Raw genomic sequence first — 24334 nt, forward strand, 5'->3', positions numbered from 1 at the left:
ACGGTGTCGCCGGGCCGACGTCCGCATGGCCACGCGCGCCTGTCCCCGCCTGGTCCGGATCACTCCCTGGACCATGGATGCGGATACCACCCGGGAACGGCGATAAACCGCACAACTTCGAGTTCCGCTGCCGGCCGCGCCGTGCGCGGGAGCGGCTCGTCCCGACCGGGGCGGTGGTCCGTCCGCGGGCACGCACCCGGTACGGCACCGTTGTGGCATCCGGCACCTATCCCGCCGGACCGGCGCCAGCCGATCGGCCGGTCGCCGTCAGCGTCCGGACAGCCCGGCGTCGATGGCGGGTTTCGGACGTTAGCCGGCGACGGCATCGGGTAGCGCGCAGTGCCGCGGTCGTGTCGCGGCGTGATCTTTTGAGCGATCGGGCCGTGGGGGTTCGGGTTGACCAAGACCAGTGTGGAGCCGGTGGTCGTACCGCGGCCGGCTCGCCGTCCAAGGCTGTGGCTGTCCGTGACCGCGCTGGTCGTCGCGCTCGCCGCCGGCGGATTCATCACGTTCAGGCTGGCGCAGCCGGTGCCGGCGCCGCGGATCGCGCAGACCGTACCGCAAACGTATGCGATCCCGGGCGATCCACCGGTGCTGCCGTGGCCGCGGGCCGGGCAGGCGACGGTCGAGATCGACGGACTCGGCCGGCTGGGCGCCTCCGGCGACGCGCGACCCGTGCCGATCGCCAGTGTCACCAAGGTGATGACCGCGTACCTCGTCCTGCGGGACCATCCCCTGCGCCTGGACGAGGACGGCCCCACGCTGACCGTCTCGGCCGACGAGGCCGCCGCCTACCCGGCCCAGCTCGCCTCCGGACAGTCGCTGGTCCGGGTCGAGGCCGGCGAGGTGCTCACCGAACGGCAGGCCCTCCAAGCCCTGCTACTGCCCTCGGCCAACAACGTCGCCCACATGCTCGCCCGCTGGGACGCTGGTAGCAGCGGCGCGTTCGTGGCCAGGATGAACGAGGCCGCGGCCCGGCTCGGGATGGCGGACACGCGGTACACCGACCCGTCCGGGCTCGATCCGGCGACCGTCAGCACCGCCGCAGACCAGGTCGTTCTGGCCCGGACGGCGATGCAGGTGCCGGTGTTGGCGCAGATCGTGGCGATGCCGCAGGCCACGCTCCCCGTGGTCGGGCAGGTCAAGAACGTCAACACACAGCTCGGTCAGGACGGGATCGTCGGTATCAAGACCGGCTCCACCGACGAGGCGGGCGGCTGCCTGCTCTTCGCCGCCGAGATCTCCGTGGAGGGGCGCCGGCTCAGGCTCTTCGGCGCCGTGCTCGCACCCGGCCCGAATCTGGCGGACGCCTTCGCGGCCAGTCGTCGCCTGATCCAAGCCGGCAGCGGCCTGGTGCGCCAGTACCGGGTCGTGCGCGCCGGCGAGGTCGTGGCGACCGTCCGGGGACCGATGGGCAGGAGCACGACACTCGCCGCGGCCGGGGACGTGGACGTGCTCGGCTGGCCCGGCTTGACGTACCGGATCGACACCCTCGCCGCCGTGCCGGGCCGCGTCGCGGCGGGCACCGGTGCCGGCACGCTCAAGCTCACCGCCTCGGCCACGACCGTGACCGTCGCCCTGCGGACCACCGGCGCGCTCGCACCGCCCAGTTGGTGGGAGCGGATCACACACGGGTGAGTGCCGGCCGGCGCCGCGTCCCGCTGTCGATGTCGTCGAACAGCAGACGCCCCTCGGCGGTCAGCGAAGGAGCAACGGCACCACGATGGCGACGAGATCCAGCAGGAAGTGCGTCACCGTCGGCGCCACGAGGCTGCGCCGCCAGAGGTAGACGGCGGCGAGCGCCAGGCCGGTCGCACCCACCGTCAGCAGTCCCGCGCCGCCTTCGTATCCGTGCCCCACCGAGAAGATCATCGAAGACAACAGCACCGCCCACCCACGGCTACGGAGGACACTCGCGAATCGCAGGATCAGATATCCGCGGAAGATCGTCTCCTCGGCGACGGCGACCACCGCAACCAGCACCACGGCGAGGATGAGCTCCCCGGTTCCGGGCGGGGGCAGCAGGGCCGCGCTGGACGGCCCCGGCCCGGACAGACCAGCGGCCCGCAGCGCGGCGTCCAGCGCCTGCGCCCCGACCAGGACCGGCGCCGTCAGCGCGACCCCCAGAGCGACCTCTCGCCCGACTGCGCGGCCGACCCAGCCGATCGCCGCGAGCGGCTGCCGGGCACGAGACAGCAGCAGCAGGATCAGGGCGACGAGTCCCGCGTCGCGGGCGATCGTCGCGCCGGCCAGCAGCGGGAACGACACGGCGGCTCGCCCGGCCGCGACGAACGAGAACACCAACGGCGGCACGACGAGCAGCAGGAACACACCCAACTCCGCCAGCTCCTGCCGGCGGGACAGGATCCCGGCGAAGGCCCGGTCGTTCATCGGCGCTCCCGCACACGCTGTGGTCGTCGGCGGCCCGCTCACCACCATCCAGGATGCCCCGGGCGGTGCTGTCGTCCCGCCTGCCCGAGGCGAGCGGCGTCACCGCGCTCGGCGGCCCGCGGTGCCCCGCCGCGGACCATCGCTCCAGCAGGCGCCCCCGTTCCCGGCTGTCGGCCACCGGGCCGGGTCGGCTGAGCCGGGTACATTTGCAGCCGCGCGGGCCGGCCCAGAGCCGCGTGTGCCCGCGGAATGCTGTTGTGGCTGCCGTGGACGGGGGTGCAGGAGGAGTCGTGACGTCCGAGGACGGCAAGCGGCACGGGGTGGATGCCGGGATCCCGGGTGGTGTCGCCCCGCCGGACGGCGGGCGGCCCGCGCGCCGGCACGGGCCGGGCGCCGTGTTGCGGGAGGCGCGTTCGCTGCCGACGGTGCTGCTGCTGGCGGTCTGCCTGTTGGTCGGCGTCCCCGCCACCATCGGGCTGACGCCGGCCCAGGAGTTGACGGTCGCCGGTCAGACCCTGTCGGTGGGTGCTCGCGTCCCCAGCCTGTCGGTGTCCGGGCCGGCCCGGCTGGTGCAGATCGGCAACACGCGGCTCGACATCGCGCCGTTGCGGGTCTACGGGCCACTGCGGCCGCAGGTGACGCTCGGGCCGATCCAGCGCAACCCGGCGGCCGCCGCAACGGTCGACCCCGCCAGCGGGGCGCAGGCGCGGGCGGCCGCGGTGTCCACGGTCAGCACCGGGTTCCTGCAGTGGTACTGCTGGGCGACGCTCGGCCTGTTCGCCTTCACCCTCGCCGCGGCCGCGGTCGCCGCCTACCTCCGCATCCTGGTCATCCTTCGGCGGCAGAGCCGGGCCCGGCACCGGCAGGTCACGGCGGCGGAGCTGTGGCACAGCGGCGCGGGACAGTTCCGCCGGATGGCGTCCATCGCGGTCGCGGTCACCATGGTGTGCTGGGCGGGTGCCGGGGCGTTGGCCTATTCCGGCACCGTGCAAGGGCTGCAGAGCGTGCGGTCACTGGCCGACCTGGTCGGCACCCACCACCTGTCGCCGTTGGCGGTGGGGCCGAAGGTGACCGGCTACACGGGCGCGGTGATCGGCGACTCACGCGCGGCGCGCGTCGGGGGCGCTCCGGTCGCCGGCGCCACCCCGGACGACACCGCGTGCGGTCGCAGCGCTGACTCCCTCGCCGCCGAGATCGGCATGACGCGGGGCCAGCGGGTGCTGAACCTGGCCTGCTCCGGCGCCTCCGTCCCGCGCGGCCTGCTCGGTCCGCAGGCGCAGGGCGGGCGCACCCTGCCCAGCCAGGTCGGCCTGCTGCAGCAGATGCGCGGGCTGAAGTACGTCGCGGTGGTGATCGGGCCGAACGATCTGTATTGGGCGGACTTCCTGCAATACTGCTACGCCGTCGCCGACTGCCAGGACCGGTTCACCCAGGGCGAGTTCGACTACCGGCTGGCCACCTTCGACCGGGACTACGGCGAGCTGCTGCACCATCTCAACGACCTGCCCGGTCGCCCGCAGATCGTCGTCGTGACGTCGTACGACGTGTTCAACGCGGACGCGACCTGTAGCGACGCCAGGGGGCCGGCCGGCGTCAGCGGGCTGAACCCGAGCAACATCACGTTGCTGTCCGGCCGCAACAAGGCACTCAACGACGTGCTCGTCAGCGGTGCGCGGAAGTACGGGTTCAGCGTCGCCTCCCCGCGGCTGGCCCCGCTGTGCACGGACAGCGCCGATCGTCTGGGGGCGGACATCCAGGGGCTGGACGGCACCCACCCGTTCCACCCGACCGGCATCGGATCGATGCGCCTGGCCTCGGCCGTGGTGCAGGCCATCAGGGCGGACACCGGCACCTGATCCGGCTTCCTGACGCCGGCCGCCGCTCAACTCGAACGCTCGCGGGCCGATGTGGGGAGTGGACAGGGACGCCGGGATGGAAAGCCGGGAGGCATGACTTCAGAGACTGCCGCGTCCGCGGGGCTTCCGGACGCGCGTCGTGCCGTGGTCGCGAACGGCGCCGATGCCCGCGGCGAGCATCCGGCCGCAGAGGCCGGCGGGCTCGGGACGACCAGGCAACGGGTGCTCTTCGTCGACGACGAACCGCGGATCCTCGACGGTTTGCGGCGGTCGCTGCGCGGCAAGCGCAACGAATGGGACATGGCGTTCGCGACGAGCGGCGCCGAGGCGCTGGATCTGCTGGCGGAGTCGCGGTGCGACGTCGTCGTGTCGGACATGCGCATGCCCGGCATGGACGGTGCGGAACTGCTCACCCACGTCAGCGAACGGCATCCCGAGGTGGCCAGGGTCGTCCTGTCCGGGCACACCGAGCAGGAAGCGGCGATCAGGGTGGCGGTCGCCGGTCATCGCTTCCTCACCAAGCCTTCTGACGCGGGGAGCGTGGTCGCCACTGTCGAGCAGTTGACGCACCGGACCTCGGCCGCGCACGGGGCCACGGTGCGCCGCCTCGCCGGCGCGGTTCGGTCGCTGCCGACCCTTCCCGCGCACGTGGGCAGGCTCACGGCGGTGTTGGGGGCGGCCGACGTCGAGATCGCCGAGGCGGCGCTGGCGGCCTCGCATGACATCGGGTTCACCGCCAAGTTGCTGCAGTTGTCGAACTCCGTGTTCTTCGGTGCCCGTGCCCGGGTGACCTCCGCCGAGAGCGCCATCAACGCGTTGGGGCTGCCGACCGTCCAGGCGCTGGTCAAGTCCGGCCAACTGCTGTGGTCGTCCGAGCGGTGGGAACCCGCCGTCGAGCGGGAGCTGGACGTCGTCTGGCGGCATGCCGTGGCCACCGCCCGGCTTGTCGGCCTGATGGCCTCGCCGGCCAATCGGCCCTACGCGCAGGCCGCCGCCTTGCTGCAGGACATCGGCTGGCTGGCCGGTCTCGCGCACACGCGGACCGGCCCGGATCCCCGTGTCGATCTCGCGGTGGTGAGCGGTCAGGGACCGGCGCACCGGGAAGTGGGAGTCGAGCTGTTGCACCTGTGGGGTCTGCCGTACCCGATCGTGGCGGCCGTGGCCGAGCGCGATCTCCAGCACCGCCCGTCGTCCTCCGGCCTGGGCGTCGCGGCGGCCGTCCGGGCCGCACACCTGCTCGTCCAGCGAACCGACGCCCGGGACCCACGGCTGAGCGCGCACGACGACGAGTTGGCCGAGTTCCTGACCCATCCCCAGCTCACAGCGGCTTGCACTGACTGGCGAGGAGCCGCGGCGGAGGCGTCCGAACAGGCCGGGCGGTTGTCGGCGCGGTGAGCGACGGCGGGTGGGAAGCGCAGCACGACGAGCCGAAGAGAAGAGGACGTGATGGCGCAGATCCTGGTGGTCGACGACGATCCGGCCATCCGGCAGTTGCTCACCGATGTCCTGGAGCTGGAGGGGCACGAGGTCCGGGCGGCGGCGGACGGGCTTGCCGCCATGAGCGCGTTCGAGGCGTTGCGGCCGGACTGCGTGGTGCTCGATCTCATGATGCCGGGCCTCGACGGCTACGGGGTGCTGCGCGGCATCCGCGGTCACGATGAGGACCCGGTGCCGGTGATCATGCTGACCGCCGCGGCCGATCGGGACTCCGCCGCGCGGGCCTGGGTGGACGGCGCCGACTACTACGTGGCCAAGCCGTTCGTTCCCGACGATGTGCTCGGCCTGGTGCACCGGCTGCTTGATGAGGGGCCGGTAGCCGGTGAGGTGTGACGAGCGGTGCGGGTGGTGGTGAAACGGGTGCTGACCGGCTGGTTGCTTGCGTGGCGGCCGATTGGTGACACACCATTCCTGTGCACTCGTGGTAATCGAATGACTACTGTACGCGTGAGTGTGATTCGGCAGTCTCGCGAGGCCGTAACGGGCCCGCACCGGACGGGAAGGTGAGTCCCAGGAATGGCACTCGACTCGGCGGCACGGAGCGTGTCGCCGCGCCTTCGACGGGCGGCGGCGCTGGCGGCCGCCGCTTCGGTGGTCGTGGCCGCTGTGCCGCCCGCCTCGGCCGCGAACGCGTCCGGCAGCGCGTGGCGCGACGTCGTGGTCACGGCGATCGCGGTACAGCCCAAGCTGCGGCCGGACTCGGTGAAGACCCTGCTGACCGGCACCGCGTACACGGCTGCGGGCCTGACCCAGGCGGCCGGCGCCGGCGCGGGTGGTTCGGACGCCGCGCGGGCGCTCGCCGCGGCACCCGGCTGGCGGTCGACCAAGTCGGAGGGGCGGTACGACCGGGACACCGACGCGCTCGTCCGGGACGCGCAGCGCTGGGCGGACCTGGAGAAGGCCGTCCTCGGTCGCAACGGCGCCGCTGCCGCGTCCGCGTGGAACAAGCTGAGCCCGGCCTCACGCGACTGGGCCGCGCGCTTGTGGGCGCAGCTCGACCCCGCGGCCCGGTCCTGGGCGACATGGTTCTGGGCTGCCCGCTCGTGGGCCGGTGCCGGAGGCGAATGGGCCGCGCGGACCTGGGCGGCCCGTTCGTGGGCGGCCTGGTCCTGGGCCTCCGGCCAATGGAGCGCGCGATCATGGTCCTGGCTGCTCCAGCCGTGACCAGCCGCGACCGGCCGTGACCGCGAGCGCGTCAGAGGCCGGCCGCCCGGGTGACACCCGGGCGGCCGGCCAAGCGAGCACCTCGCCGGCCGGCCCGGTCGCTCGCCTCGTCACCCGGCTGTGCCTGCTCGGTGGGCTCCTGGCCCTGGCAGTGGTGCTGCTGCTCCCGCATCGCGGCAGCGTCCTGCGTGGCGTCGGACTGCCCGAGGCCTGGCTGTTGCCCGGGCTGATCGTCCTGACGTTCCTCGCCGCGATCACCGTGGTCCGGTTGCGCCACGGCGACGCGGTCGAGGCGCTCAGTCTCTACGAGGCCGCGCTCATCATCGACGTGCTGTTGCTGCCGCCCCGGCAGGCGCTGCTCGCCGCCGTGCTCGGGCTGGTCGTCGCCCTCGTCGTGCAACGGCGGCCGACCGTGAAGATACTGTTCAACCTGGGCAACTTCACGACTGCGGTGTCGGCGCTGATCATGGTCGTGCACGCGGTCGGCGGCACTCCCGGCAGGCTGAACGCACGGGTGCTGGCCGGGGTCGTGCTGGGCAGCGTCGCGTTCACCGTCGTCAACCTCGTCTGCATGGCGGCGATCCTGAGCATCGTCACCGGTGACTCGCGGTGGAGCATCATCCGCTCCGAAGCCCGGTTGTCCGCGTACATGGCCACCGGGACACTGGCCACCGGCCTGACCACCACCGCGATCGGCCTGTACGCGCCGCTGTTGCTGCCGTTCATGGCGATGCCCGCGCTCGCGGCCACCTATGCCTACCGGACCGTGGCCCAGGAGGCTGACGAGCGAGCCCGTTCCGCGTGTCTGCTCAAGGTCTCCCACGCGCTTGCCGAGCACAACGACCTGGAACGGCGCTTCCTGCATCTCGTCCGCGACGCCTTCGGCGTCGACCTCGCGACCATCGTCCTGGACCGTGCCGACATCGCGCTGACCGCGGACGCCCAGGCCCCGGGCGAGCTGTCCACCGGGCCGGTCCCGCACCACCTGATCGACGCGACGAACGTCGACACCCCGACCTTCGTCGTCCAGGACCTCCCGGCCGACATCCGCCAGGTGCTGGTCGTGCCGCTGGAGGCGGGTGACCGCCGCTTCGGCGCCGTGGCGCTGGCGGTCCGCGGGCGGCGCGCAAGGTTGTCCACCCGTGACGTCACGCTGCTGGCGCCGCTCGCCAACGCCCTCGCCGTGGCCATGCGCGGCAGCGAGCACCTGGACCGGCTGATCGAGGAGACGAGCAAGCTGCACGCGATCGTCGAGCAGTCCACGGAGGGCATCTTCATGGTCGGCGGCGACGGCCGGGTCCAGATGTGGAGCCGCGCCATCGCCGAACTCACCGAAGTGAGCAACGCCAGGGCGAGCGGGCGACGACTGGTCGATCTCATCGAAGTGCCCGATCCCGCCGAACGCGGCTGGCTGCTGCCCGTCACGCCGGAGCACCCACGGGCGACGGTCGAGATCACCATCCGCCGCCCCGGCGGGGAGTTCCGCCGGGTCCGGCTGGCCCACTCGGCCATCTTCACCGGTGGCACACTCGTTCGCGACGTGGTGGTGGTGCGGGACATGACCCGCGAACACCGCACCGAACGGCTCAAGTCCGACTTCATCGCCACGGTGTCACACGAGCTGCGCACCCCGCTGACCCCGATCCTCGGGTACCTTCACCTGCTGCGCACCCGCGGCGACCGGCTCTCCGAGCAGAAGCGCCGGAACGCCCTCGCGCTGATCGCCGACCGGGCCGCGCACATGTCCCGGCTCGTCGAGGACCTGCTGCTCGCCTCGCGCATGGGCGACGCCGACGACGACCTGACACCACACGTATCGGTGGGAACGCATGACCTGGCGGTCGTCGTCAGGCAGGTCGTGAACGACCTCGGCACACCGCGGATCACGGCGGAGCTTCCCGGTCACCCGGTGCCCGTGGTGTGCGACTTCGACCGGGCGCTCCAGGTGACCAGCAACCTCATCGGCAACGCCCTCAAGTACTCCGCGGAGACCGAGGCCGTCCGGGTGAGCATGCGGCGCGACGACGACCACGTCCACGTCGACGTGTCCGACCGTGGACGCGGCATCCCGGCCGACGAACTGGAGCAGGTCTTCGAGAAGTTCCACCGCGTCGAGGACCCCATGACCATGAGCACCAGCGGCACCGGGCTGGGCCTGTTCATCTCCCGCCGGCTGGCGCGGGCCATGGGCGGCAACGTCACGGTGAGCTCGGCGCTGAACGTCGGCTCCGTGTTCACGTTCACCCTGCGACGCGGCGACCACGGGCAGCACGCCGGCGCCGACTAAGGATCGGTGTGCCCCGGCCGATGGAACAGGTACCTGGATGCGGATGGGCAGCGCGCGGTTCAGCGAGAACAGGAGACGCCGATGGAGGGGAGGCCTCGAGTCCTCTGCGTGGACGACGAGCCGTACGTCCTCGACGGGCTGCGTCGGTACCTGCGGGCGGACTACGACATCCTGACGGCGACGCGGCCGCAGGACGCGCTCGAACTGCTCGGCGCCGCCGGGGAGGAACCGGTCGCCGTGGTCGTGTCCGACATGCGGATGCCGCAGATGACGGGCGTGGACGTCCTGGAACGAGCCCGGGAGATCTCGCCCGAAACCACCCGCGTGTTGCTGACCGGAGACGCCGACGTGCAGGGCGCCGTCGCCGCGATCAACCTCGGGAACGTGTTCCGGTTCATGCTCAAGCCGTGCCCTCCCGAGGACCTCAAGGCGACGGTCGCCGCCGCCGCCGAGCAGAACCGGCTGGTGCGCGCCGAGCGGGAACTGCTCCAGGCCACCCTGAAGGGCTGCGTCGACGCGCTCATGGACACCCTGGGGATGGCGCAACCGGCACTGTTCAGCCGCGCGGGCCGGCTGCAACGTCTCGTACAGCGGCTGTGCGAGCGACTCGAGGTCACGGACGGGTGGCAGATCGAGATCGCGGCCCAGATGGGCGAGATCGGTGCCATCACGCTGCCGCCCGAGGCCCTCTCCAGCATGGAAACCGGCATCCCCGCGAACGCCGCAGACGCGGAGATGCTGGCGAGGCTGCCCCAGCTCGCCGACAACGTGCTCGCGCGAATCCCGCGCCTCGAGGCGGTCCGCGAGATCGTGCGCCATCAACTGCCGACCGACCGCAGCCCGATGTCGCCACTGCGCGCGGACGCACCCTCGGGGGCCTGGATCCTCCAGGCGGTACGCGAGTTCGACGCACTCATCCGGCGAGGCATGCCGCCGGATCTCGCGGTCGCCACCCTGTCCGCACGGAAGATGTTCTCGCCGGATCTGGTGCGCGCGCTCGCCGAAGCCGGCGGTATGCGGGTGCCGCGCGAGGCAGTACGGGAGGTCGGCATCGACGACCTCGCCATCGGCCACGAACTCGCCGACGACGTGTACAGCGCCAAAGGGATGCTGCTCGTGTCGCGCGGACAGATCATCACCGAGCGACTGCTCGTCAGGCTGCAGAACTACGAGATGACCACCGGCCTGAAAAGCTCCATTCTCATCGTCGATCTGCCGGGCTCCCGGTAGGCCTTCCGGCGGGGCTCGCGACGTGTACCAGTCCCATGCCCGAGGTTGAGGTGCGACATGTTCGGAACACGCGACGTGCGGAACATTCCGGTCGAGACCACCGGTCGCGCCTCCGGCGCGGACCTTGTGATCAGCGAGAACGATCTGCACTTCTTCGCCGACGCCATCCCGCACATCATGTGGGTGGTGACGCCCGGCGGGTCGACGACGTACGTCAACCGCTGGGGGCTCGAGTACACCGGGCTCTCCCCGGACGCGGACCTCGACGGGTACTGGGAGGTGGTGCTCTCGGCGGACGACGCCCGCCGTGTCCGCACCGCCTGGCAGGAAGCCAGCCGAACCGGGAATCCGTTCGAGTTGGCGTGCCGGGTCCGTCGCGCCGACGGCCAGCGCCGCTGGCACAGCTTCCGGGGCCAGCCGGTCCGCAGGCCCGACGGCCGCACCATCTGGTGGGTCGGCACCGCCACCGACATCGACGACCAGACCGTGCTGCAGGAGAGTCTGCGCCGCTCGGACCAGCAGACCGCCGAGACCCTCACGTTGCTCGAGTCGATCCAGTCGGCCGCGCCGGTCGGTCTCGGCTTCGTCGACCACGAGCTCCGGTTCGTCCGCGCCAACGCATCGCTGGCCGCCATGGTCAGGCTTCCGGTGGCGCAGATGATCGACCATCCGGTCGCCGAGCTGGTGCCGGCGTTGTGGTCGCGGATCGAGCCCTATTTCCGCCGGGTGCTGGACGCCGGGGAGGCCGTCCGCTGTGTGGAGGTGACGGGGCCGGCCGCCGCCGGGCCGGATCGTGTCCGCTCCTGGCTCGCCAGCTACTACCCGGTCCGGGTCGAAGGCGAGGTCATCGGCGTCGGGCTCGTGGTCATCGACATCGCCGAACGCAAGCAGGCCGAAGCGTTCCGCTCGGTCGTGATGGAGACCATGGCCGACGGTCTCTACACACTGGACGACCACGGCCGGGTGACCTCCGTGAACCGGGCCGCGTGCGAGCTGCTCGGATGGACCGAGGCGGAACTGCTCGGCAGCAGATTCCACGACGTCGTGCACTACCAACACGCCGACGGCACGCCGCTCCCGGCCGACCAGTGCCCGATGTTCCACGCCCAGAGCGAAGGCCGCCCGATCCAAGGCCACGACGAGGCCTACACCCGCAAGGACGGGTCGGTCTTCCCGATCTCGTACTCCTCGACACCGCTCGACAGAGGATCCGGCATCGGCGGCACGGTGGTGGTCTTCCGTGACGTCACGGAACTGCGGGAGCGGCAGCGGCGTGAGATCGAGGCCCGGCACGGCCAACGGCTGGAGTCGTTGGGGCAGTTGTCGGCGGGAATCGCGCACGAGATCAACACGCCGATCCAGTTCGTCGGCGACAACATCCGGTTTCTGGCCGAGGCCTACCAGGAGATGCTGGATCTGCTGCAGGTCTACCGGGACTGCCTGGACCCGCCCAAGGGGCGGCAGATCGCCTGGGAAGAGCGCAGCAGGCGCGCGGCGGCGGCCGAGCTCGATGCCGATGTGGACTACCTGACCGCCGAGGTGCCCGCGGCGGTCAGCCAGAGCCTGGAGGGCATCGAGCGGGTCGCGTCGCTGGTCCGGGCGATGAAGTCGTTCACCTACAAGGATTCCAAGGATCGGTCGTACGCGAACCTGAACGAGGCGCTGACCACGACCCTGACGGTGGCCCGGAACGAGGTCAAGTACGTCGCGGACGTGGCACTGGACCTCGGTGAGCTGCCGGAGGTCCTCTGCCGCATCGGCGAGCTCAACCAGGTCTTCCTGAACCTCGTGGTCAACGCCGCCGACGCGATGGCGGGCAGGGACGAGCGGGGGGTGATTCGCGTCAGCACCCGCACCGACGGCCCGATGGCGGTGATCAGCATGGCGGACAACGGCTGCGGCATCCCGGAGCGGCTCCAGCAGAAGATCTTCGAACCGTTCTTCACCACCAAGGACGTCGGCAAGGGGACCGGTCAAGGGCTGTCGCTGGCGCGAGCGGTCGTCGTCGACGGCCACGGCGGCACGATCGAGGTGCGCTCCACGCCCGGCGAGGGCACCGAGTTCACCGTGCGGCTGCCGATCGACGGCAAGCGGCCGGAATCGCCGTAACCCCAGGTCCGCTCGCGTCAGCGTCAGGCCGGGGGCTCGGCCCGGCGCAGCGGGATGGTGATGAGCAGCCTGGTGCCCTCGCCTCGCGGGCTGTGCAGCTCCACGGTGCCGCCGAGCGCCTGGACGCGGTCGGTGATGCCGCGGATGCCCGTGCCGCGGCCGGTGTCGGCGCCGCCGGTACCGTCGTCCTCGATACGCAGGCACACCTGCCGATCGTCCTGGTGGGCGACGATGCGCAGGTGGGTGGCGCGCGCGTGCTTGGCCGTGTTCGCCAGCGACTCGGCCACGATGTCGTACACGCTGGTCTGCACGACGGGCGGCAGGGTGGGGGACAGGCGGATGTGGCGGTCGATCGGGATGGGTGAGCGACGCGCCATGGCGTCGAGCGCCGCCTCGAGCCCGCGCTGGGTGAGGATCGCCGGGTACACGCCGTCAGCGATCGTCCGGACCTCATCGATCACGTTGGCGAGGTCGCTGTCGATGGTGGCGATCTGATCGGCGATCACCGGCCCGGTAGCGGTGGCGTCGCGCGCGGCCAGGTCGGCCTTGAGCATGCGCAGCCGCAGGATGATCGCGATCAGGTGATGTTGGATGCGGTCGTGCAGATCTCGCTCGAGTCTGCGGCGCGTCTCGTCGCCCGCGCCGACCAGGCGGGCGCTGGCGGCGGCCAGTCCGGTGCGGGCCTCGACGGTGTCCACCACCAGGCCGGCGAGGTCGATGAAGTCGGCGGTGTGTTCGGCGTCGTCGCGGCGCAGCCGGCCGCCGGCCCCGCCGAGCAGGGCGAGCGCCCCCCACACCTGATCCCGCACCATGATCGGCGCACCCACGCCGCACGTGCCGCCGGTCCCGCTGTCCGCTGCTCCCGGCAGGCCCCGCCGCTCCCAGCCGACGTGCCGGCAGAACGACTGGCGCAGCGCCTGCATCCGGCCGGTCGTGCCCTGCAACGGCAACGGCAACGGCGTGCGCTCGCCGGCGAGCGGATGCTTGCCGGTGGGCTCGGGCGGGTGGTCACCGGCCCACGCCGTGAGGATCGTGCCCGCTCCGTCGCCGTCGTACCGCACGAGCAGTGCCGCGTCGGCCCCGAACAGCCGTCCGGCCTGCGCGGTGATGACGTCGAAGGCGGCATCCGGCGCCTCGGTGCAGGCCATGAGGCGGGCGATGCGTTGCAGCGCCTTCTGCTCCAGGACGATGCGGTTCAAGTCGTCGCGGTGCCGCTGCGACGACAGCGCCATCGCGTTGAAGGAGCGTTGCAGCACGCCGATCTCATACGGTCCGTCCGTGGGCGTTCGGCCCGTCCGCGCGCCGCCGGTGAGGCTGTCGGCCATGGCCGCCACGGTCCGTACCGGCCGGACGATGGTCCTGTTCGTGTAGGCGATCAAGACCGGTATGACGAACATGCAGGTGATGATTCCCAGCGCGGTCGCCGTCCCGGCCCGGGTGAAGGCGCGCTCGGCGCTGGCCTCCTGCGCCGCCGCGACGCGGCGCTCGTTGCCGACGAATTGTTCGACCGCGCGGCGGATGGCGTCGAGCTGGTGCTGGTCGCCGGCCAGCCGGCCGAGGTCGGGGGCGGCCGCCGGCCCGGGACGCAAGGCCCTGATGGCGCTCGCCGGGTGGGTGTCGAGATACTGCCTGATCTGCTGATCGAGTCCGGCCGCGAGGGTCGCCTGGGCCGGCCGGTCGGCCGTGAGGCTCGGTAACCGCGCGATGTGCGACTCGACCACGGCCCGGGCCCTCGCCCACGACCGCAGGTGTGCCGGGTCGCCGGTGACGACGTAGCGGTGCTCGCCGTGCTCCATCTCCAGTACCGCCCTGTGCACGAGCACGGCGGTGACCACCGCCTGGTGTGCGGTGCGCGCGGCGCGCGTCTGCCGGCCACGGTCGTCAAAGGCGGTCACTGTCGTGTGCAGCGCGACGCCGAGCAGCAGGCCGGCCGCCAGGCACAGGGCCACGACCTGCCACGCAAGACCGGCCGGTGTCGGCACCGGCCGCCGGCGCCGGCACCGGCGACGGATCGTCCCGCCGAATTCGGCCAGATTTGCCGTGAGTCCCATCGTGCGCCGGTATCGATCGGATCTCCGTCGAGGAGATCGCTGTCCGCAAGGGCGTCAGGCGGGCGAGACCACGTCGGCGGTGCCCGCGTGGGTCAGGTGCCCCATGGTGACATCGTCGTTCGGGTGCACCGGGGTCTTGGAACCCAGCCCCCGCCGACGAGCTGGATCGCGGCGCCGACGCCGATCGGCACGTCCCGGATCTCGGGTGCCTTGCGCTCCCCGGGTCCCCACCGCCATCGGAACACCGCCTCCCGTTCTCGTCGGTACGCCCACCGACGGTGCTCCCACTACCCAGCGCCGGTCGAGAAATCCCGGCCGGCGTCGCCGCGCTCGTCGCGGCGGACCGCGGGCGCCTGTCCGCGCATCAGGGTGGCCGGGCGCATGAGTCGCCCGCGGTCGCCGGCGTTGCGTCCTGGCACATGTCATAGCGTGCAGACGGCCCTCATTCCGGCCGCCACAACAGTTTCGCCATGTCCGGGTTCCCGGAGCGGTCCTCACCCGACGTGAGGACACGGCAGAACGTTGGCCACGGGATGCGCAGCGGAACCCGGACCGTACTCGGGAGAACTCCGTTGACCGATGTCATCGCCCGCCTCTGCGCGGTCGCCGTCGTCCCGTCCATCACCGTCCTGCCCGCCCAGGCCGACGGCCTGGCTCCGCCCGACACGCCGGCGGAGGTCCGCTCCGTCGTCGACCACGAATCCGAGCCGGTGGTGTCCGGCGTGACGAAGCCGGAGGTCGTCACCTTCAAGGCCGTCACGCTCAAGAACGGCGGGCCGGACAACGTGCCGAAGACCGGGCCCGTCACGGTGCCCACGACCGGCCGGGCCGCCGTCGTCATCTCCTACGCGCTGGCCCAGGTCGGCAAGCCGTACAAGTGGGGCTCCGCGGGGCCCGGCGCGTACGACTGCAGCGGCCTGGTCATGGCCTCCTACGCCAAGGCGGGCATCAAGCTGCCGCACCAGAGCGGGCAGATCCCCCGCCGCGGCCGGAAGGTCCACGCCGGGCAGTGGCAACCGGGCGACGTTATCGCCTTCCCCGGCCACGTCGCCCTCTACCTCGGTGGCAACCGGATGGTCGAGGCCGCGAACAAGAAGTCCGGCGTGCGGATCGCGCCGACCCGCGGCGGCACGGCGTACCGCTTCCTGTAAGGCGCCGTCGGCGTGCCCCGTGCGCACGCCGGACGTCGCCGATGGGCCGGTGCCCGCGTCGCGGGCACCGGCCGCGAACGGAACCGGGGGAGAGCGGCGAGCAACGGGTGGTCGAGTGACTCGAGGTTCGGCGCTGCCCGCCCCGAGGCGGGCACCGGGCAGGCGCTAGACGGTGCCGGCCTGGGCCGCCGTCCATTCCGCCGCCGCGAAGAGTTGCCGGAAGGCGGCCAGTTGATCGACGCAATGGTCCGCACTGCGATGGCGCAGCACGATGTTCACCATCGTGGCCCCCGCCGCGTGCAGTTCTTCGACGTGACGGCGGGTGCCCGCGGGGTCGGCCATCGGGTCCAGCGGCGGCGGCGTGAGGATCACGTCGAAGCGCTCCGGCGGGTCGACCGTGGCGAGCATGGCGGTGACCTGCTCGGGCGGCAGGCCGAACGGGACCCATGCGTCGCCCAGCTCGACGGCCCGCCGCAGCGAGCGCGGGGTGTACCCGCCGATCCACAGCGGTACCCGGGGCCGGGGCGAGTGCGGGTCGATGACGAAGTCCCGGAACCGGTAGTGCGTGCCCTCGTATTCGGGCACCGGCTGTCCCCAGGCGGCGCGGAGCGCCCGGATCGCGTCGTCGGCGGCGGCGCCACGGCCGTCGAAGTCGGCTCCCAGCAGCGCGAACTCCTCTTTCAGGCTGCCCACCCCGAGACCGAGGACCACCCTGCCGCCGCTGAGCCGGTCGAGGGTTCCGTACCGCTTCGCGATGTCCAGCGGGTGGTGGTAACCGAGCACGAGGACGTGGGTGGCGAGCCGGATGTTCGTCGTGCGCGCCGCGAGAAAGGCCAGGGTGGCGAGCGGGTCCCAGTAGGTGCCGCCGCGGCGCGCGGCGATCTTGGTCGGCACGCCGACGTGTTCGCAACAGGTGAGGTGGTGGTAGCCGAGCCGGTCCGCGGCCTCGGCGACCGTGACCAGCTCGGCTGTGCCGGCATCGGCCTCCCAGGCACTGAACTGCCCGGGCGGACGGAAGACGACGGGACTGAGGATGCCGAATCGCATGCGCTAGCGTACCAAGCGCTTGCTTGGTCCGTCTCCCTGGCCGGTCCCCGGCCCGGGCCCGCACCGCCCCCGGCGAAGGCGCCTGCTTCCGGCGGGCGCTGCTGGACCCGGCCGGACGGCACCGTCCGATCAGGCGTCGGTCGACCCCGGTTCACCGTCCGGCCAGCCGAGGAGGCGGGCGCCGAGCACGGCGGCGTGCAACGTGAACCGTTGGGTCGGCTCGCCGGGATGGTAGCCGGTCAGGATGTGGATGCGGTCGAGGCGGTAGGTGACCGCGCGGACGGACAGGTGCATCTCGCGGGCGGTGGCGGTGTGGTTGCCCTGGTTGTCGAACAGGACGGTGAGGGTGTCCAGGTACGGCTGGGCGCCGCCGCGGGCGGTGGTCAGCGGGCCGAGGACGGTGGTGACCAGATCGGTGATGGCGTCGCGGTCACGCAGCAGGACGGGGAAGACGAGCAGGTCGGCGGCGTTGAGCACGGGTGCGGTGAAGCCGAGTTTGGCGGCGTGGTCGAGGGCGTTTCGGGCCTCGTCGAGCGACGCGGCGAGGCCGTGCAGGCCGGGGTGGGCGCGGCCGGCGGCGATCTGCCAGCCACCCGGACCCAGTTCGGCGAGCAGCAGGTGCGCGAACTCGGCGGCGATGCCGCGCAGCCCTCCGGCGCTGATGCAGACGAGGTCTCCCTCGCGCAAGGTTGTCAGGGTGTTGCCCGCGCCGAACCGGGCGGCCAGCGCGGTGTCGATCCGTTGCGCGGCGTCCTGGGTGAGCAGGCCGGTGGAGCGGGCGACCAGGACGACATGGCTGGCGGAGAGGCGGATGCCGTACCGCTGGGCGCGCTCGGCCAGCGCCCCGGGCTTGGCACGCCCGGTGAGCAGGTCGTTGACGAACGCGGTGCGTTCACGGTCGTGCCGCGTCAGTTCCGCGTGCGCCTGCCGGGCGTACCCGTCGAGGGCGGCGGCGACCAGCGTGTCCGTCGTCGAGAGCAGCGCTGCTGCCCGGGCGTGCACGGTATCGGCGGTGTCGGCCGGCCCGGCGGTCGCGACGCTCCAGTGCGTGGCGGCGGCCTGGAGCAGGCCGCCGACGAGGTCACGCACCTGGAGCCCGGCGTCGGCGGCGCGTGCCCCCAGCCGGGTCGCGTCGTGCGAACGTCGTTCACCGGCCGGAACGCCGAGCAGTGCGGCGCATTCGGCGGCCAGCCAACTGCCGAGTACGGCGGACGGCTCAGACACCGACGTCACGACGGTCGAACAGGATCACCCCGGCGACGGTCGTCACCACACCGAGCGCGACGAGGGTGAGCAGCTCCGCCGGGTGCCAGCCGGTGCGCAACGGGTCGGTACCGATGAAGTAGTGGAACGGCGACAGCCAGCGCAGCCAGTGCCAGCCGTCGAGCATGCCGCCGAGGGCGTTGGCCATGTACGTCGCGACGGCGAGCACGCCGGTCACGGCCAGGACGGTGCCGCGCCTGCCGGTGGCGGCGCCGGCGAGAAACGCGATGCCGGTGAAGCACCACACCAGCGCGACAAGGCCGGCGCACGCGGCGGCGACGTTGGACAGGGAGATGTCCATCCCGGCCGCGGGCACGATGGCCATCAGCAGCAGCCATGGCACGGACGCGACGACGGTGACGGCGCCGCCGGTGGCGGCCAGGCGCTGCCGGGCGAACGCGGTCCTCGACAGCGGGGTGACGAGCAGCAGTTCCATGCCGCCGTCCTCCTCGGGCCGGGCGATCGTACGGGCGGTGAGCGTGACCGCGCACATGAGCACCAGCAGCGGCCCGATCAGGCTGAACACGGTGGCCTGCAAGTAGCCGGCGGGAGACCGCATGTCGGCGATGCCGAGGAAGTCGAGCATGCCCTTGGGCAGGGCGTCCTGCTTGAGCTCGGCCGCGCCCTGGAAGTCCGCGTAGAACGAGGTGTAGACGGCGGTGAACGCGGCGACGCCGACGGCCCAGCCGATGAGCGCCCTGCGATCGTCGCGCCAGGTCTTACGCACCAGTGCGGGCAGCATCGCCGGTTCCTTCCGAGTGACGTTCCGAGTGGTGTTCGGTGTGGTAGTAGAACGACAGAAATGTCTCTTCCAGGTCCGGCTCGGCCGACAGCAGGTCGATCACCTCGTGCCGGGCGGCGGCTTTGACCAGCGGGTCCAGGCGACCGTCGACGGTACACCTGAGCACCGGGCCCGACACCGTCACCGCACCGACACCCGGCAGGGCGCTGAACTCGGCGGCGTCGACCGGGTCGGCGAAGTGGATCTCCACGGTGCGGACGGCGCGTTTGCCGAGCGACTCGACCCGCTCGACCGCGGCCAACCGGCCGTCCCGCACGATGGCGACCCGGTCGGCGGCCTGCTGCACCTCGGCCAGCACGTGCGAGGACATGAAGACCGTCTGCCCGGCGGTCCTGGCGTCGCGGACCAGGCCCAGGAACTCCTGCTGCATCAGCGGATCCAGGCCGCTGGTGGGCTCGTCGAGCACCAAGAGCGCCGGCTCGTGCATGAACGCCTGGACCAGGCCGACCTTCTGCTTGTTGCCCTTGCTCATCGTGTGGACCGGACGGGACAGGTCCAGCTCCAGCCGCTCGGCGAGCTCGGTCACCCGTGACCACGGCACGCCGCCGCGGGCGGCGCCGAAGAACCGTAGCAGGTCGTCGGCCCGGCCCCGGCCCGGAAACGCCAGCTCGCCGGGCAGGTAGCCGATGTGCCGGTGCAGCGCCGCCTTGTCCCGCCGTGGGTCAAGACCCAGGACGGTGGCGTGGCCGCGGGTCGGGCGCAGGAAGTCCAGCAGCAGCCGGATCGTGGTGGTCTTCCCCGCCCCGTTCGGGCCGAGGAACCCCAGCACCTCCCCGGTGCGCACCTCGAGGTCGAGGTTCTCGATGCCGCGGCGTGCACCGTAGAACTTCGTCAAGCCCTCGGTGTGTACGGCGGTGTCGCTCGTCATGCCGTACATCGTCGATGCCACCGCGTCCCGGGGTCCAGGTCGGCTCCCGGTCGAGATCGGGCCGTCGCCGTTGCCGGGATCCGGCAACGGCCACCCGCCACCGCGCTGTTGCGCAGGTGGCCGAACCAGGGGCCGAGCGCCCGTGCCATACTGGGCTGAACGGACATTTCGGCGAAGGATGCGCCATGGCCGAGCACGAGCCCGTGACCTCCCCGGACCAGCACAAGCCAGGACACCCGCGCGCGGCCCGCGCCGGTGCGGTGGTCGTCGCGCTGCTGCTGCTCAGCCTGATATTCGAGAACCGTGAGGGCCACGTCTCGGAGATCTGGCTGGTCGGCGGCGCCGCGCTGCTGCTCCTCGCGCTCGTCGGCGACTGGGTCCTGCGCCGCCACGGCCTGCGCTGACGCGGTCCGGGTCCTGAGGGGCGGCGCGGCTACCGCACGGTCGTCGGTTCAGGTGAACAACGTGCGGAGCAGCACGCCGTTGAGCACGATGACCGATGCTGCCGTGACCGCCGCGAGGAGCGTGGTGAGGGGTCGGTTGGCGTGCTCGCCCATCAGGCGCCGCGACGCCGTGAACATGACGAGCGGGATCAGGGCGAACGGGATGCCGAAGGAAAGCACCACCTGCGACATGACCAAGGCCCGGGTCGGTTCGAGTCCGGCGGCGAGCACGACCATCGCGGGCGCCAGCGTCAGCAGCCGCCGCAGCCACAAGGGGATCCGCCGGTGCAGGAATCCCTCCATGATGACCTGGCCCGCGTAGGTGCCGACGCCGGACGAGGCGAAACCGGAGGCCAGCAGCGCCAGCGCGAAGGCGGTGGCGGCCGTCTCGCCGGCAAGGGTTCCCAGCCCGTCGTGGACCTGCTCCAGCGTGCCGGTGCCGGTGCCGGAGAACAGGGCGGCCGCGATGATCAGCATGACCGCGTTGATCAGTTGCTCACGAACCGCGGGAGGTTGTCGCGGCAGGTTTCGGCGAGGCCGGATCCCGTGACCAGGCCGAGTTTCGCCGACAGGAACTGGATGAGCACCGCCATGACGTTCGCCGCGACGATGACCCAGACCAGCAGGTAGCCGTGGCTCGCGCCGCTGGTGAAGTTCGTGGCGAAGTTGCCGGGGTCGACGTAGGCCACGGCCGCCACGAACGCCGGTCCGAGCAGCCGGATCCCGGCCCGGCCGGACGTCGTTCCCGGCCGCTGTGCGGTGACGCCGGCCGCGGTCACCGTGTCCGCCCGTGGCGGCGCACGAGGCGGTAGGTGAGCACGCCGGTGAGGACCGCGGTGGAGAGCCCGGCGTGCTGGGCGTCGGCCGGGAGGCCGGCGACGGCGGAACCCAGGAACAGCAGCAGCACTGCCACCGACGCCGTGTCCGCGCCGCCGTACGGCTGCGCACTCATGTGACCTCCCGCCGGATCGGCCCGTGTATCGGCGCCGGGCAGCTACCCGCGAGGTGGACGTCTAGTTCAACGACGACCTGAAGCAGGCCAACGAGGTCTGCGACGGGATGCCGCTCGTCGGCGACGCCTCCCGGCGGGACGAGGTGATCCATCAGGTGGCGACCACGCCGCTGTACATGGCGCTCACCGGCGGAGGCCCGGACATGGTCAATTCGGCCGGCACACCCTGGAGCGGCGGCTACGTCAACGCCAACGGCGACCCGACCGTCGACGTGCGCAGCAACATCGCCGCGGAGTCCCGCGCGAAGATCGTGTACGAGTACCTGAAGCAGTTCACCGACGATCCGGGCGTGCAGGACACGTTGACGTTCCTGATGACCCGGGAAGTGGCGCACTTCCAGCAGTTCACCGCGGCACTCAACGAACTGCCCGTCAACTTCCCGCCCGGGCGCCTGCCCGGTGACGACCGCTTCCAGAACCTGACGTTCAACATGTCGGACTCGGGCTCGACGCGGGGGCCGTGGAACGAGGGCCAGGAACCTTGGCCGGCCGGCACGGAATGGCGCTACGTCGAACGGCCCACCGAGTGGATCGGTTCGGCCGAGCGGAGCAACCGGGGCGGGGAAGCCGGCGTCGAAGGCACTCCGGCCGTGCGCGGAACGCCGCCGTTCGTCCACCAGGAGCACGTGGCGGTCCGGGGCGCGGGCGCGTCCCGCTGAACGGCGGCGCGTCGCCACCTCGGTGCGGTCGGGGTAGCACCGCGCGGCCGCGCACGGAGGCCGATGATGGGAGAGGGCGTCCACCGGCGCAACGGGCACGGCCAGTTGGAGGTACTGCCATGACCAACGACATCACGTACCGCAGGATCTACGAGGAGTCCTCACCCGAGGACGGCCGGCGGGTGCTGGTCGATCGCGTCTGGCCGCGGGGGCTGCGCAAGGAGGACGCGCATCTCGACGAGTGGCTGCGTGACGTCGCCCCGTCCACCGAGCTGCGCCGCTGGTACGGCCACGAGCCCAGCCGCTTCGCCGAGTTCCGCCGCCGCTACCTCACCGAACTGCGCGAGCCCGCGCGGCGGGAGGCCGTCGACCATCTGCGCGACATCGCCGGCCGCGACAAACTCACGCTGCTGACCGCCACCCACGATGTCGACCACAGCCAGGCCGCCGTCCTCGCCGCGTGGCTGACCAGCGCCGCCTAGATCGCCACCGCCACCACCACTTGACAAAACACTTCACAGATCATGGGAAGGATCTGGCTGTCGGGGCAGCCACATCTTTCCCGTGATCAAGGAGCCGAGCGGTTTTGCGGTGCTGACGCCCGGGTAAGCGATCCACATCGGCATGATCGTGCTTCCGGGAGGCGGGCGGAATGGAATACGGAAGCCGGGTCGCGCTGGGAGCACAGACCGGGAACGTCCTCGGCCGGAGCCGGTCTTCGCGCACCGCGATGATGATCGATGCCGCCGTGACCACCGGGACGGCGGCCGAGCGATGAGCCCCGCGAACGGTGATGAACACGGCGGTGGGATCGGGGAGAGCGTCGCCCGGCTGGTTGCCACGGAGACGCGAAATTTCGCGGGCGCTGTGGGGGAGCGCGCCGCGGCGGCGCTGCGGGATCGCCTCAGCGAGCTCACGGAACGCCTGACCGACATCGCCGAGAACACCGAGTCCCCGATGGCCGCCGCGGCGGCGAAAGGCGCGCAGGAGTGGCTGGGCGGCGCGTCGCTGTTCAAAGCCGCGCTCAGCGGTGGGCTCGCCGCCGCCAAGACACAGTTGAAGCAGTTGTTCGGCCTGGGCCGGACGAAGAGCCGCAAGCTCAAGGTGACGAACATCGTCGAGTCCGTCGACGTCGGCGTGCCGGTCCGGGTCGCGTACAACCAGTGGACCGAGTTCGAGGACATCCCCCGCTTCACGAAGAAGGTCGAGAAGGTCGACCGCGGGAGGGACGACACCAAGCTCGCCTGGCGGGCGCAGATCTTCCTCTCCCATCGGAACTGGGAGGCCGACATCATCGAGATGGTCCCGGACGAGCGGATCGTGTGGCGCTCCAAGGGGGCGAAGGGCCACGTGGACGGCGCCATCTCGTTCCACGCCGTCACGCCGACGCTGACCCGCGTCGTGCTCGTCCTGCAGTACTACCCGAAGGGCTTGTTCGAGCGCACCGGGAACCTCTGGCGGGCGCAGGGCCGGCGGACCCGGCTGGAGCTGAAGCACTTCGTACGGCACGCGACGACCCAGACGATCCTGCACCCCGACGGCGTCGAGGGCTGGCGCGGCGAGATCCGCGACAGCAAGGTCGTGGTCGACCACGACGCGGCCGTGCGGCAGGAACGGTGGCAACGGGAAGCCGGCCACGAGCCCGGCCACGGCCCCGAGCGCCGGGACGGCGGCGAGCGTGACGGCCCGGACCACCGGCATCGGGACCTTCAGAAGGCTGGGAGCGGCCGAGAACGCCGCTCCGGCGAACACCGGCCGGCACGCCGGCCCGAGGAGTGACGGGTAGGCCATGTCGATCGTATCCTCAGCACCCACCGGCGGCCGGTCCTCGTCGCTGGCCGACGTCATCGACACCGTTCTCGACAAGGGCATCGTCATCGACGCCCACGTGAGCGTCGCCCTGGTCGGGATCGAGGTGCTCACCATCAACGCGCGCGTCGTCGTCGCCAGCGTCGACACGTATCTGCGGTTCGCCGAGGCGGCCAACCGGCTGGACCTCAAGGCCCAGGAGGGCCGCGGGCTGGGGGACCTCGTGGAGGGTGCCGTCGCGGGGCCGATGAAGCGCCGGGCGATCGAACACACAGGGGAGCGGCTGCTGGAGAAGGCCGGCGAGGTCATCGGCGAGATCGTCCGCCCGCCGGAGCGCGAACGGCAGCGTGACCGGCAGGGACGGCGAGACTCCTGACCCGGCCACCACCGGTCCCGATGCGATGACGAGCAGCGACGACCAGGAGCGATGAACGTGGGCCTGTTGACGACGATCCTCACGCTGCCCTACGCGCCGGTGCGGGCGGTCACCGCCATCGCCGACATCCTGCTGCGGCAGGCCGAGGAGGAGCTGTACAGCCCGGCCGGCGTCCGCCGGCAACTGGAGGCTCTCGACGAGGCGGTCACCCGGGGCGAGCTGTCCGAGTCCGAACGCCAGGCCGCGGAGGACGAGATCCTCGCCCGTCTCACCAACCGCTGAACGCCGCCACGGGCGAACCCGGCAGGTCACCGCGCGG

General features: G+C 71.8%; 24 protein-coding genes. 15 read left to right on the forward strand and 9 right to left on the reverse strand.

What is annotated here, in order from left to right; genetic code table 11:
• Nucleotides 1–396: 396 nt before the first annotated feature.
• Complete coding sequence (locus Drose_RS19190; protein WP_260722666.1) at nucleotides 397–1638, forward strand: D-alanyl-D-alanine carboxypeptidase family protein; 1242 nt, start codon at nucleotides 397–399, stop codon at nucleotides 1636–1638.
• Between the two features lie 60 nt (nucleotides 1639–1698).
• Here the strand turns inward: Drose_RS19190 and Drose_RS19195 are convergent, their stop codons facing one another.
• Nucleotides 1699–2391: a CPBP family intramembrane glutamic endopeptidase gene (locus Drose_RS19195; protein ID WP_260722667.1), complete on the reverse strand. Its 693-nt coding sequence runs from the start codon at nucleotides 2389–2391 to the stop codon at nucleotides 1699–1701.
• A gap of 290 nt (nucleotides 2392–2681) precedes the next feature.
• Between Drose_RS19195 and Drose_RS19200 the strand changes: the two genes are divergently transcribed.
• The 7 genes from Drose_RS19200 to Drose_RS19230 all read left to right on the forward strand — a co-directional run bounded on the left by Drose_RS19200 (nucleotide 2682) and on the right by Drose_RS19230 (nucleotide 12534).
• Nucleotides 2682–4247: a GDSL-type esterase/lipase family protein gene (locus tag Drose_RS19200; RefSeq protein WP_260722668.1), complete on the forward strand. Its 1566-nt coding sequence runs from the start codon at nucleotides 2682–2684 to the stop codon at nucleotides 4245–4247.
• A gap of 93 nt (nucleotides 4248–4340) precedes the next feature.
• Nucleotides 4341–5642: a response regulator gene (locus Drose_RS19205; RefSeq protein ID WP_260722669.1), complete on the forward strand. Its 1302-nt coding sequence runs from the start codon at nucleotides 4341–4343 to the stop codon at nucleotides 5640–5642.
• A gap of 51 nt (nucleotides 5643–5693) precedes the next feature.
• On the forward strand, nucleotides 5694–6077 hold the full coding sequence (locus tag Drose_RS19210; RefSeq protein WP_260722670.1) for a response regulator transcription factor: 384 nt from the start codon (nucleotides 5694–5696) through the stop codon (nucleotides 6075–6077).
• A gap of 183 nt (nucleotides 6078–6260) precedes the next feature.
• Nucleotides 6261–6908 carry a hypothetical protein gene (locus tag Drose_RS19215; RefSeq protein WP_260722671.1) on the forward strand — a complete coding sequence of 216 codons (648 nt, stop codon included), beginning with the start codon at nucleotides 6261–6263 and terminating at the stop codon, nucleotides 6906–6908.
• A gap of 16 nt (nucleotides 6909–6924) precedes the next feature.
• Nucleotides 6925–9195, forward strand: coding sequence for a sensor histidine kinase (locus Drose_RS19220; RefSeq protein ID WP_260722672.1), 2271 nt, complete (start codon nucleotides 6925–6927; stop codon nucleotides 9193–9195).
• A 108-nt stretch (nucleotides 9196–9303) separates the two neighbouring features.
• Nucleotides 9304–10425 carry a response regulator gene (locus tag Drose_RS19225; protein ID WP_260722673.1) on the forward strand — a complete coding sequence of 374 codons (1122 nt, stop codon included), beginning with the start codon at nucleotides 9304–9306 and terminating at the stop codon, nucleotides 10423–10425.
• Nucleotides 10426–10482: 57 nt separating this feature from the next.
• Nucleotides 10483–12534, forward strand: a complete 2052-nt coding sequence (locus tag Drose_RS19230) for a PAS domain-containing sensor histidine kinase (protein ID WP_260722674.1) — start codon at nucleotides 10483–10485, stop codon at nucleotides 12532–12534.
• A gap of 23 nt (nucleotides 12535–12557) precedes the next feature.
• Here Drose_RS19230 and Drose_RS19235 read toward each other — a convergent pair whose 3' ends face one another.
• Nucleotides 12558–14585: a CHASE3 domain-containing protein gene (locus Drose_RS19235; RefSeq protein WP_260722675.1), complete on the reverse strand. Its 2028-nt coding sequence runs from the start codon at nucleotides 14583–14585 to the stop codon at nucleotides 12558–12560.
• A gap of 572 nt (nucleotides 14586–15157) precedes the next feature.
• Here Drose_RS19235 and Drose_RS19240 point away from each other — a divergent pair.
• Nucleotides 15158–15736, forward strand: coding sequence for a C40 family peptidase (locus Drose_RS19240; protein WP_260722676.1), 579 nt, complete (start codon nucleotides 15158–15160; stop codon nucleotides 15734–15736).
• 165 nt (nucleotides 15737–15901) lie between these two features.
• Here Drose_RS19240 and Drose_RS19245 read toward each other — a convergent pair whose 3' ends face one another.
• The 4 genes from Drose_RS19245 to Drose_RS19260 all read right to left on the reverse strand — a co-directional run bounded on the left by Drose_RS19245 (nucleotide 15902) and on the right by Drose_RS19260 (nucleotide 19716).
• On the reverse strand, nucleotides 15902–16783 hold the full coding sequence (locus Drose_RS19245) for an LLM class F420-dependent oxidoreductase (RefSeq protein ID WP_260722677.1): 882 nt from the start codon (nucleotides 16781–16783) through the stop codon (nucleotides 15902–15904).
• A gap of 129 nt (nucleotides 16784–16912) precedes the next feature.
• Nucleotides 16913–18007, reverse strand: a complete 1095-nt coding sequence (locus tag Drose_RS19250; RefSeq protein WP_260722678.1) for a PucR family transcriptional regulator — start codon at nucleotides 18005–18007, stop codon at nucleotides 16913–16915.
• Nucleotides 18000–18788, reverse strand: coding sequence for an ABC transporter permease (locus Drose_RS19255; RefSeq protein WP_260722679.1), 789 nt, complete (start codon nucleotides 18786–18788; stop codon nucleotides 18000–18002). The genes Drose_RS19250 and Drose_RS19255 overlap by 8 nt, the downstream gene beginning before the upstream one ends.
• Complete coding sequence (locus tag Drose_RS19260) at nucleotides 18766–19716, reverse strand: ABC transporter ATP-binding protein (protein WP_260722680.1); 951 nt, start codon at nucleotides 19714–19716, stop codon at nucleotides 18766–18768. Before Drose_RS19260 ends, Drose_RS19255 begins: the two co-directional genes overlap by 23 nt.
• A gap of 185 nt (nucleotides 19717–19901) precedes the next feature.
• Between Drose_RS19260 and Drose_RS19265 the strand changes: the two genes are divergently transcribed.
• Nucleotides 19902–20120, forward strand: coding sequence for a DUF2631 domain-containing protein (locus Drose_RS19265; RefSeq protein WP_260722681.1), 219 nt, complete (start codon nucleotides 19902–19904; stop codon nucleotides 20118–20120).
• A 48-nt stretch (nucleotides 20121–20168) separates the two neighbouring features.
• On the opposite strand, the gene Drose_RS19270 is transcribed toward Drose_RS19265, so the two are convergent.
• From Drose_RS19270 to Drose_RS19275, 3 genes are read right to left on the reverse strand one after another with little or no spacing between them, the layout of a single operon-like run.
• Nucleotides 20169–20636 carry an Nramp family divalent metal transporter gene (locus Drose_RS19270; protein WP_313899916.1) on the reverse strand — a complete coding sequence of 156 codons (468 nt, stop codon included), beginning with the start codon at nucleotides 20634–20636 and terminating at the stop codon, nucleotides 20169–20171.
• An 11-nt stretch (nucleotides 20637–20647) separates the two neighbouring features.
• Nucleotides 20648–20938, reverse strand: a complete 291-nt coding sequence (locus Drose_RS38800; RefSeq protein ID WP_313899917.1) for an Nramp family divalent metal transporter — start codon at nucleotides 20936–20938, stop codon at nucleotides 20648–20650.
• Nucleotides 20935–21111, reverse strand: a complete 177-nt coding sequence (locus tag Drose_RS19275; RefSeq protein WP_260722682.1) for a hypothetical protein — start codon at nucleotides 21109–21111, stop codon at nucleotides 20935–20937. Before Drose_RS19275 ends, Drose_RS38800 begins: the two co-directional genes overlap by 4 nt.
• A 107-nt stretch (nucleotides 21112–21218) precedes the next feature.
• On the opposite strand from Drose_RS19275, the gene Drose_RS19280 reads away from it, so the two are divergent.
• The 5 genes from Drose_RS19280 (at nucleotide 21219) to Drose_RS19300 (ending at nucleotide 24297) form a co-directional block, all read left to right on the forward strand.
• On the forward strand, nucleotides 21219–21830 hold the full coding sequence (locus Drose_RS19280; protein WP_260722683.1) for a manganese catalase family protein: 612 nt from the start codon (nucleotides 21219–21221) through the stop codon (nucleotides 21828–21830).
• 119 nt (nucleotides 21831–21949) lie between these two features.
• On the forward strand, nucleotides 21950–22312 hold the full coding sequence (locus Drose_RS19285) for a DUF488 domain-containing protein (RefSeq protein WP_260722684.1): 363 nt from the start codon (nucleotides 21950–21952) through the stop codon (nucleotides 22310–22312).
• A 292-nt stretch (nucleotides 22313–22604) separates the two neighbouring features.
• Complete coding sequence (locus Drose_RS19290; protein ID WP_260722685.1) at nucleotides 22605–23609, forward strand: SRPBCC family protein; 1005 nt, start codon at nucleotides 22605–22607, stop codon at nucleotides 23607–23609.
• 10 nt (nucleotides 23610–23619) lie between these two features.
• Nucleotides 23620–24015 (forward strand): gas vesicle protein GvpJ, encoded by a 396-nt coding sequence (gene gvpJ / locus Drose_RS39360; protein ID WP_260722686.1) that lies wholly within the window; start codon nucleotides 23620–23622, stop codon nucleotides 24013–24015.
• Between the two features lie 51 nt (nucleotides 24016–24066).
• On the forward strand, nucleotides 24067–24297 hold the full coding sequence (locus Drose_RS19300) for a gas vesicle protein GvpG (RefSeq protein ID WP_260722687.1): 231 nt from the start codon (nucleotides 24067–24069) through the stop codon (nucleotides 24295–24297).
• Nucleotides 24298–24334 lie beyond the last annotated feature (37 nt).

It is taken from the genome of Dactylosporangium roseum, from assembly GCF_025264685.1.
GTDB classification, from domain to species: domain Bacteria; phylum Actinomycetota; class Actinomycetes; order Mycobacteriales; family Micromonosporaceae; genus Dactylosporangium; species Dactylosporangium roseum.